The sequence below is a fragment of the Paenibacillus sp. 01T424 genome (assembly GCF_056398745.1).
Genome location: NZ_JBFTPZ010000042.1, coordinates 60,693 through 70,785, shown reverse-complemented (window position 1 = coordinate 70,785; position 10,093 = coordinate 60,693). Strand labels below are relative to the sequence as shown.

Sequence of the window (10,093 nt, the reverse complement as noted above, 5' to 3'; positions counted from 1 at the left end):
TCCCTTGAATTAATTATATTCCCATTTAATATGATTTGCTCATTGGATAGGCATAACACGGTTGGTTTCTTAAAAAATGTTCTGTACAATGCGAGTAACAGTACAACTAAACATAGAAGAATCACCGTTAACGAAGCGTAGAATATACCCCTCTGATCCCATAACCTCAATACAAGAATAGATTGACTCGATATAATAGCAATCATTCCTATAATGGTTCCAATCCTTGATGGACTCTTAACTGGATGTTTTATTTCCATAAACATTGCCCCCCTGTTCAAATCCCTTATCTTAGAATACCACTTATTGGAACTATTCTGCCCGTTAGCGTAACTACGAAGGGCTGCCACGTGGCAGCCCTTTTAGTCTTCAACTATCGTTTCCCGTTAGTTCRGCGAGTTAAACTATTAAATTCCTACTATTGCAGATAAGTTAATATCAAAAATATGCTGTATCAAAGCAAAGACGAATAAGATTGCAAATGATATTGCGATATACTTTAATGACCTATAGAAAGCCAATAATAAATGAAGTTTTTCTTCCGCCATGTAATATATAGAACTTCCACCAATCAGCATAAAACAACAGGCCACTATTTTTACTGGAATTAAGTAGTACCATTGAGGAATGCCCGTTCCATAAATTGAAATTATGTAACCAATAAGATAAGTTGCTCCGTAATATCTCCATCTCCTTCTGATAATTCAACACACCTCCTTAATTGAAACTTTTTATAAATTACGGTGTGCTAAACTAACCTGACCGTTAGCTCAACGAGGCTACCGTTCATTTCCGGCAGTCTTGTCCTGGTGATTGTTACACTATAGTGTCCCGTTAATTGAATAATGGTTCGCTTACTATCCTAAACTGAATCCATTCGATACCTGTAACTTTTGTTTTAGTGGTTAGTCCACTAAATTCCCAAATTCCCGATTCTGAATTGGAAGGACCAGTAACCTGCCATTCATAAGCCAATTTGTGAGCACTTACTAGGGTTGAGAAAACGGCATGAGAAATATCGTCCTTATTTAAGGATGTGCTAAAACCAACATCATATAAAGCCGAATCCTTCCAATAACGTTCACAGGATAAAAGGACAGCATTCGTCTCACAAACCTCTTCGAATCTTGAGAGTAATTTTCGAGCCTTTTCCTCTGTATTCACTTTGAAAAACGCATGCCAATGAATGCTTTTATACATCTAGATACCCCAATCATTGAATAAGATGCGATGGTAATTTAACGATTCAGCCTGTTGTCATTGAACTATCGTGTCCCGTTAGTTCAATTATCTATCACCTTCATTGCAACCTCTTTACAGCAGTTGCTTTGTTAATTATCTCGTTAAACTCAGGAATCAAAGCACTACCAACTATTTTATCTCCAATCCGATTAATTGCCCAAGTTGCAAAAGAAATAGCTTGCTCATTGTTGTTCACCTGCAAATGCACTCTAGAAATAACTAATGCTAGTCTAGTATCTGTTAGCACGTCACCTAACCGTTTTACATTCTTATTCCTTTGTTCTATGTCCTCTGCGCTAATACTGGTGAGACATTCAGGGAAATTAATGAAACTCCCAAAGTATTGTAAACCGTATTCTACAAAAGTTTCTGTCATATGTCCGATGTTTTCAAGGGCTTCGATTTCCGTTTCACCATAACTCCACCATAAGTCTTCATCTTCAAGGTCTGAAAGTCGCCACCGAAAATCACAATCATAGGATGAAACTTTATTAAATGGGACATGAGCACCCAAAGGGTTTGGGATGAAGTCTATGTATACTCCAAGTTCAACACAACAACACCCGCCATTTTTATCAGCTTGAATATTGACAGTATAGATGAAATGATTATTTGGTTTTGTTCTATACTTACCGCCTGTACCATTGAATCCATGCTTTTTTAGTTCTTGTTCAAATGTATCTTTTAATAATTGCTTGAACTTTTTTAAATCAGTCATTGGTAATGCCCCCCCCCCTTGCCAGACACTTATTCGTGTCAGCAGCATCAATCTCTGTATTTAAAGCTATTTTATCATCAACTTAGCCTTGAATGTGATTGATATATGATTGTAATTAATTGAACAAATATAACTGGCGGACACCATGCTATCCTGCCCATTAATGAGCAGGCCACCGCAGCAGCTGCTCATCAATACGTTATTCAACTATCGTTTCCCGTTAGCTCAATGGAAGATTGTTATTTTTGCGTACGGATAACACGGAAATTACTCGCTTTGTATCCGTCTGTACTAGCTTTGAAAGTAATTTGAACTATATCCGAGGTAGAATCGTGTGTCGTAACTTCCCCTTCAAGTATGAACTCTTGTTGAGGATAAGAATCCGATTTCCTGATTGGTATGATATGAGCGCCGCCGATGAGAATGTTATTACCATACTCCTTTCTAAGTACGCTCATAATCTTAGGACTAAGTTCGAAAATAAGCACCTCTTCCAAACTCTTACGTTGAATGTCGGCATTATAGTTAGTTGGTGACTCCTCGCTGTAAGCTTCAGCACAATCCATTACTGTAAAGCAGGTTACCCCTATTGCCCAAATCAAAATTATACCTCTCCACCACATGAGAAATAACCCCCATAAATTTTTGGTGTACAGACGTTAGTGACACCTATCCTGAGGATATTATAAAAATGATTGCTGGCGTACCTGTATTATACTTTTATAATTTCGAAGATCACGGCTGGGGTTTCACCATCCTTCATCAAAGCAGAGTTGTATCTGCATTCGATTATTCGTATGAGGAAGATGAAATTGAATTACAGAATTATGTACAAGAACGGTTTCCTGAAGAAGAAGCTATTGAATTACTCTATGTGAACCCTGATTCAGACGCTTTTAGGGTTAAAATACTTGGGGAATTCTATATGGAACATAGTAAGGAAGACAAAGTAAAGAAACTTATAATGAGTCTTGACGTGGATGCTTTTGCGTTATTCAACATCGATTCGGGTGGACTTGATAGACTGCGAGATATGTTCCGTATTGAGTCGTTGGTCAGTCTTCAAGATCGTTTTACCTTGATTGACGACTTCAAAGCGACCATAGATATCAAGGAAATGTGCTGGGTCCGTGCAGATCGGATAGAGAATCTGATGAATTAACAACTGCCAACTGCCTCTCGATTGAATCATTAAGCTGCATTAGCCGCTAGCCCAAACCTGAAATTAAGTTCGGGCTAGCGGCTATTTTGTTGAACTAACGTTCTACGTTAGTTGAATAACAAGTTCTTATCTTTTTCCTCTAATCCATCGATTGAATTTAGTTTCCCTCCATGCTGTCCATCCAATTGGCAGATCAGCAAGTTGGACCAAACTCGGGTCAATGTCTATTCATTCTTTTAACCCTAGAATACGAGCGTCTAATTCAATCACTTCTTCACCATCGAGAAACTGCCACATTCCATCATCGCTGTCATGGGATACTTATAGAATAGGGCTATGTCTATTCATTATTTTTTGGGTTGTAATAACAGCTACATTTTCAGGATCTTCAAATGGCCAAAGTCGTTCCATAAATACATAACCTCCAGATATGATTAAGCTAAAGTTAACCGTTAGTTAAGTAGGCATCCCTTCATTTTAGTATGTCTCCTTTCAGAGCACCATGTATCAGTTCATTTGTGATCTCCAATGCATCATCCCTTTTTTGTGCAGGTGCTGATATGATATACCCGCTACGACCATCAAAACCTGATTGATCAGGGTTCCTAGCATCTTTTGTAAATTTTAAAATTGTAAGTTTACTAAAATCGTCGTTAACAAAAATATTACCGTAAGCAAAATGTTTAGGTTGTCCCTTTTCATTATAGGTATAAAATAGAACTGCTTCACCATATTCGCTCAGTGTTATCTTTAATTGTCGATGCTCTTCTGGAACAGGTATATTTTCACCTTTAATATCGATTATTCCTGTGAATGTTCTTACTCCTTTTATGTTCTTTTTCATTTTACCATTTACAAATATGGTATCTGGCTTCACAAAATCACTATTTTCTTCACCCAATTGATACAATACCCCTTGAATCGTAAATTTATAGTGCTTTGGGTATGTATACATTAATATCTATACAATAAATGCCACTATAAGAAGTACCATTGGTATCCATAGTTTTTTCTTCAATTATCAACCACCACCTCAACTAACATTAAATGTAACTATCCGAAAGTACAATGAAAGGCTTGAATCTCACCACTAAAGTATTAGAGCAGTGATTAAAGTATCCTGCTCGTTAGCTTAATGAAGCATCGTCGCATCGTCAGTCTAACACTTTATTTTTCAGTCTAGAACTTTATTTCCTTCTAACTTCTGCTACTCCTGTTGTGCTTACGACTCATAAAAATTACTAGTCAGCTCCGTGCTTAAAACCCATAGCTTCGACGAATTTTCAGTGTCAATAGCGTATTTAGGATAGCTTCCCGAACCAAATATGTTTTTCAATTGCTCTACACCTTTTTCGCTTGTGGATGGTGCAACTATCTCTCGCTTGTGGTTAATTAGCTGACCTGTTACATCGCGGAATTCATCTGAAGTACAAATATAAAAATAATTGTCTGCCATGCCGGCTGGTGGCGGATTCGTTAAATTTTGAGCCGTAGCAAGCACTTTCCAAAATGGGCTAAGTTTGCTTATCGTTTCTTTTGATAATTTTACTCGGTTGATTTGAAGCGCATTGATTTTAATTCCCTTGCTTTTCAATTGTTCAGCTAATTTGAAGGTTAATATCAATAACGCCATTTTGGAGTCTCCGTACATCTTATATACACTGTGACGCTGCTTGTTTTGCAGTTCACCGCGTAAATTATCGAAATCGATTTTTCTTTTGGGATCGAAGAAATTTTTAATATTGGTCGTACAGGCATTAAGAATTCTCGGGTCCTGCGATTTTTGAAGATGGTCTGTCAGCAACTTAGTCATTAAGAAGGGACCAAATGTGTTTGTAGCAAAAGACAATTCAATATGTTCAGGACTAAGCTTATATTGCTTTTCTCCATGATTTAAGTAAGCTGCGTTATGTATTAAAATGTCCAACCGTGAGTATTTAGCTTTGAATGCAGCGCAGAATAAACGAATAGAATCAAACGATGAAATATCCAGCTCCATCAAATCTACATTAACATTGTTTGCTGCTAGTATGATTTCTTGTTGCACAGGTCTACTAATCTGCAAATTGCGGCAAGCCATGATAACATGATATCCTTCGGTTGCAAACTTCAGCGTTGCCGCTTTTCCGATCCCCGAGTTTGCTCCTGTTATAATAACAATCTTAACTTTCATGCCGAACCTCCTATTGGATATTTTACGGTTACCCTTCAAGATTTGGTTCTTAAGTGCTTGAACAAGTGCTTTTAGTGCTTTTACTCAGTTATGTCTTCTCTATTTTGATGATAATATGGTGTGAAGGAATTGTTTCGATTTTATAAGCTGCGTTATCAGTTGGGTTCTTGAAAAAAATTGATTAGATGTCAATTGTTTGGGTGTGTTACTCAAGCTGTATATCAATAATATATCGTATTTGTTCAATTAATAGTGCATCTTACAAAAACTATGAGACACTTATGAATATTAGAAATAACGGCTATTGATGAAATAGTCAGCTGACGATATACTGACAACATAGGTCGTGAAGAACACGCCGCTGTCATACAACCATTCCTGTTTGGGAGTGTTTGTATGACAGCGGCGTTTTTATTTTGCAGAGGGGAAGTGTAAGTTATGGCATCTCAATTTGATCACAAATATAAGGAATGGTTACAAGCCAATATTGATTCAGAGAGTAATCATAGAAGACTTGAATTGCTCAATAAGGGACTTGGCCACGGAACAGTTGAATTTCTACGATCAGTATGGTTCCCTGCTGTCGGACATTTTGATTATCTGCTGCCTGAATGGGAAGTTCGCGATTTCAATAATGGCTATCGATATCTGGATCTTGCCTATATGCCAGGTGGCGCAAAAGGTGGAATTGAGATTCAAGGATATGCGTCCCACGCTCGAGATCTTGATGTAAGACGATTAATGATTTGTGTAGAAGGCATTGTTTGTTAGCTCTTGACGGTTGGATGCTGCTGCCTGTTGCTTACCCTTCTATTACGGACGAACCGCAACAATGCCAGCAGCTCGTTCTTGCTTTTATCGGTAAATTCATTTCTTCAGATGTGCCTTCACAGTTAATGAGCTCTGAAGCGGAAACCTTACGACTAGCACGACGTTTGCTCCGACCAATAACTCCTTTAGAACTCGCTGAGCATCTCAGAGTAAGTGATCGACATGCAAGGCGTATTTTGTACAAACTCGTTGAACTCCAACTGTTAGAGGTATCCAGTGGCCACCAACGTTGCCGTACTTTTAAAATTCGATTGTAACGGTATACATCCGTCTTAGTAGCATGAGAGTGGGTAATCTGACGGTGATAGTCAAAGTTCCGTGGGTTTGTACGTGTTACGAAAATACTCATTGTTGCTTGAGTGTGAGATTATGTCGGTAATACTCAATGTGACGTAGGCGTGTTTTTGTTTCGGTAATACTCAATGTTGCTTTGGCATGGGTTTGTTCCGGTATTATCCAATGCAACATCAGTGTGGGTTTATTCTGGTATTACTAGATGTAACTTGGCGCGGGTTTAAGTCGGTAATACTCAATGTAACATCGGCGTGGGGGTGTTTCGGTTATTCTCATTGTTGCTTGGGTGTGGGTTTGTGTGCCTCAAAGTTGCGTGGGGTGTTTGAATTCTTAATGTGACAGAAAAAGCAGCTTGGGTGGCGGGTGTTACGGACATAGGTTCCGCTATTTATGGGATTTAGCTCTTTTTTTGATTTTAACGGACATAGGTTCCGCTATTTGCTATAAATCGAGTCTTTTTGAGTGTTTCAGCACAAATAGCGGATCTCATGTCCGTTAAAATGTCAAAACCCACTAAAATTCAAAATTAGCGGATCTCATGTCCATTAGCAATGATAGACACTACCCCTCGAGTCAAAAAAAATCGAGGTTTTCCGCACAAAATATTCGGTATAAAAAAGAAAACCACTCCTACCGAAGGAGTGGCATCTAATTACGACAACAGTTAGCAAACTGTTTTTTAACAAAAGCTTAGTGCGGACTATGCTGTGCGGCTTAGACAATCTAAGGACCAATACAATGATTAGCGTTAAAACAGCGGCATAGGCTGGAACCATCTGTATGCGAAAATGATCGATTATTCCATGCAATAATACAATCAACACTAAGGACATACATAACACTGCATTCAGCCGCCGTTCTCTTTTGCCAATTAGGATTCCCGTCGTGACTGCAATAATGACCAAAATAACAACTACCTCTAATACTCGCATCATACATAACCTCCAACTTTATCTCAGACTTCAATTATGGATAGCCGTAATTGATTAGCTAGAGCATAAATGTTGAAGTACACTTCAAGGTCAAGCTTTAATTGAAACAAATAATGAGATTTTGAATTCACCATTTTTGACGACATCTTCCAAAAATAAATCGTTCATCTCATATTTGTTGCTGAACCTTCACTTTCCATCTGCCTCGTTCTATTTTTATCGCCTAATTAAATGTTAGAATAGAGAGATCAATTCAATCTATATTAGGAGCATGAAAAGTGCGAGGACATCCAATTCACATTTTACGAATCACAGGTTTTCTAGATGGCATTTCATTACTTTTATTACTATGTATCGCTATGCCCTTGAAATATATATGGGGAATAGAGCAAGCCGTGACGCTTATGGGAAGTATTCACGGGGGGATTTTCAGTTTATATGCTGTAGCGATACTTTACGCAGCTATTCGAGTGAAGTGGAGTTTGCTTTGGCCTGCAGCAGCAGTAATTGCGGCTTTTGTGCCATTAGGCAACTTTTTGCTCGATTGGAAGCTGAAGAAAGCACAAGCTAAATATAGCGTAAAGCCATTTAACTATGCCATATTAGTGTACAGTATCGTGTTTTTCTCTTTTATTGATTTATTTGCACAGCTGCCGGTTATGAGTACTTTTGCCGCTTCCGTTGGTGCAAGCTCGTTTATTGTAGGCATTGTTGTTGGGCTTTATTCGTTAACGAATACGTTTGGCAACATATTGTCTGGTATTATGACGGATAAGGTAGGGCCGTTCAAAATACTAATGATCGGTTTGCTTCTGACAAGCAGCGCACTGCTGCTATATCAATTCGTTGACTCTCCAGTCGTATTAATAATCGTACGAATCATTCATGGTTTTGTGGCCGGATTAATTGTTCCAGCTGCGTTTACTTTCTCTGCAAATACTACGATAAATAATGAGCAAGGGAAAAAAGTTGCCTTCACGGGTACATTTGTTGGATTAGCCGCCATTATTGGACCTGCTTTCAGCGGAATTATGGCAAGCAAAACTTCCGTTCCCTTCGTTTTTACTTGTGTAGCTGTATTAGGGTTTGCACTCGCCATTTTGTCTGCTATTTTTTTAAGCAAGTACAAACCATTAAAGAAAGAAAAAGAAAACACGATCGAACAAGCAGCAGGCTCATTCTTTAATGCAGGTGTTGTAAAAGCTTATGGCGGTGCCTTTTTCTTAATGTTCTCTCAAGGCGTAATCGCTTATTTGTTGCCGCTGCATGTTCAAACGCTTGGATATGATTCGAAATTAAGCGGTACGCTAATGAGCACTTTCGGGATCATTGCCGTTCTCATGTTTGTACTTCCTACAAACCGTATATTCGATCGCGTTTCCCCATCACGAACGATGGCATTAGGCATGGGGTTAATGGGATTAAGTCAGCTGCTTATTAGCCAATCATCAACGACATTAGGACTTTATTTTGTTTTAGGCCTATATGGTATCGGCTTTGCTTTCTTGTTCCCATCCATCAATACGATGCTGATTAGAGCTACGCCAGCAGAGCTTCGCGGGAAAGCTTATGGATATTTCTATGCCTTCTTCTCTCTTGGTGTAGTTGCAGGCTCATCCGTTCTGGGATGGCTTCCTTTCAACATTATCGAAGGGTTCATCTTTACTGGAATCATCCTTCTGTTATTTACTGTTTTCATCGCCTTGAACAAGCAAAAAGAGCAAGCCTTCAATCACTAGTGCATAGCTGCAAAAAAAAGACAGCATTCCATTCAACTGGAGGCTGTCTTTTTCTTTCTCCACTTCAGTCACCATTTACTGCTGTTCTCTCCAGCGGGGTTCGTCAGGACATTCTCCAACTCTAGCCGCAATGATTACCGATAAATAATCTTGTATCATTTCACGGGTAACATCCATTTGGTTAAGATACAAATCTGCCAATGTTCTCTTTAATCCCCTGACCACCTCTATATCCTCTGTACCTTCAGGCACGGGTGTATACTCCACCAAAAATACAGTTCTTGCAACATCATATAAAATATGTCCGTGACACACATTCATGAAATCGATAACTTTTGTCTGACCATTGGATATTAATATATTGCCTGGATGAAAATCACCATGACAAAGTGTGTCTCCATCCTTCAATTCACTCCACTTGTGCAATACGCCTTCTTGTTCCATTGCATTAGCCGATGACGCATTTATTATATTGTATTTTAAAAATGATTTGTAATCCGGCACATCGCTAGTGCTGACTCTATTTTGTATAATCGACTTATGAAGCTTGGACATATGCTCCGCGCATCCATGGAGATCACCTGTTTTCAAAACCCAATCGAGCAGTGATTCGCCCTCCACTTTGTCATAAATAATACCCATACGCTCTTCATAACTAATCATTTCATATGCCTTTGGTTTTGCGAAGTTCATATCATTAATGGCTTGTGCGTTTCTAAACTCTCTTTCTACATCACTTTTTGGATAACCGTGAACGAAAAGCTTAAGCACTGTCCCTTCTTCCCATTCATAAACCGATGCGGTATTGCCTTCTCCGATTAATTCCCCATACTTCATTGATGTCATCTTTCCTTTCCAAATGGCTGCTTCATTCATGGTATCATCTATACTTTTCTACCAATAATCATAGCATATTATGGAAATTTGCGAACTTCATAAGAGCTCGCTATAGAAAATAAAACAAAAAAACGGCATTTCTGCCGTTTTGATTTGAGCGATTGG

9 protein-coding genes and 1 pseudogene are annotated in these 10,093 nt (G+C 38.6%); 3 read left to right on the top strand and 7 right to left on the bottom strand.

Annotation, left to right across the window (positions count from 1 at the left end; all coding sequences use genetic code 11):
* The 4 genes from AC1DPK_RS26295 to AC1DPK_RS26280 all read right to left on the bottom strand — a co-directional run.
* Positions 1–260 (bottom strand): hypothetical protein (locus AC1DPK_RS26295; RefSeq protein ID WP_477512138.1); only part of this gene is annotated, 260 nt, incomplete at its 3' end.
* A gap of 574 nt (positions 261–834) precedes the next feature.
* Complete coding sequence (locus tag AC1DPK_RS26290; protein WP_441880890.1) at positions 835–1,200, bottom strand: hypothetical protein; 366 nt, start codon at positions 1,198–1,200, stop codon at positions 835–837.
* Positions 1,201–1,300: 100 nt separating this feature from the next.
* Complete coding sequence (locus AC1DPK_RS26285) at positions 1,301–1,960, bottom strand: DUF4304 domain-containing protein (RefSeq protein WP_441880889.1); 660 nt, start codon at positions 1,958–1,960, stop codon at positions 1,301–1,303.
* 239 nt (positions 1,961–2,199) lie between these two features.
* Positions 2,200–2,583 carry a hypothetical protein gene (locus tag AC1DPK_RS26280; protein WP_441880888.1) on the bottom strand — a complete coding sequence of 128 codons (384 nt, stop codon included), beginning with the start codon at positions 2,581–2,583 and terminating at the stop codon, positions 2,200–2,202.
* 68 nt (positions 2,584–2,651) lie between these two features.
* Here AC1DPK_RS26280 and AC1DPK_RS26275 point away from each other — a divergent pair, with 68 nt between their 5' ends.
* Positions 2,652–3,122, top strand: a complete 471-nt coding sequence (locus AC1DPK_RS26275; protein WP_477512137.1) for a hypothetical protein — start codon at positions 2,652–2,654, stop codon at positions 3,120–3,122.
* 472 nt (positions 3,123–3,594) lie between these two features.
* On the opposite strand, the gene AC1DPK_RS26270 is transcribed toward AC1DPK_RS26275, so the two are convergent.
* Together AC1DPK_RS26270 and AC1DPK_RS26265 are read right to left on the bottom strand one after the other, a co-directional pair.
* Positions 3,595–4,023: a hypothetical protein gene (locus AC1DPK_RS26270; RefSeq protein ID WP_477512136.1), complete on the bottom strand. Its 429-nt coding sequence runs from the start codon at positions 4,021–4,023 to the stop codon at positions 3,595–3,597.
* A gap of 321 nt (positions 4,024–4,344) precedes the next feature.
* Positions 4,345–5,295: an SDR family NAD(P)-dependent oxidoreductase gene (locus AC1DPK_RS26265; protein ID WP_477512135.1), complete on the bottom strand. Its 951-nt coding sequence runs from the start codon at positions 5,293–5,295 to the stop codon at positions 4,345–4,347.
* Between the two features lie 438 nt (positions 5,296–5,733).
* Here AC1DPK_RS26265 and AC1DPK_RS26260 point away from each other — a divergent pair.
* Both AC1DPK_RS26260 and AC1DPK_RS26255 read left to right on the top strand, forming a co-directional pair.
* A pseudogene (locus AC1DPK_RS26260) lies at positions 5,734–6,383 on the top strand (transcriptional regulator).
* A gap of 1,247 nt (positions 6,384–7,630) precedes the next feature.
* Positions 7,631–9,091 (top strand): MFS transporter, encoded by a 1,461-nt coding sequence (locus tag AC1DPK_RS26255; protein WP_477512134.1) that lies wholly within the window; start codon positions 7,631–7,633, stop codon positions 9,089–9,091.
* A 75-nt stretch (positions 9,092–9,166) separates the two neighbouring features.
* On the opposite strand, the gene AC1DPK_RS26250 is transcribed toward AC1DPK_RS26255, so the two are convergent.
* Positions 9,167–9,967, bottom strand: coding sequence for an aminoglycoside phosphotransferase family protein (locus AC1DPK_RS26250; RefSeq protein ID WP_477512133.1), 801 nt, complete (start codon positions 9,965–9,967; stop codon positions 9,167–9,169).
* Positions 9,968–10,093: the final 126 nt, after the last annotated feature.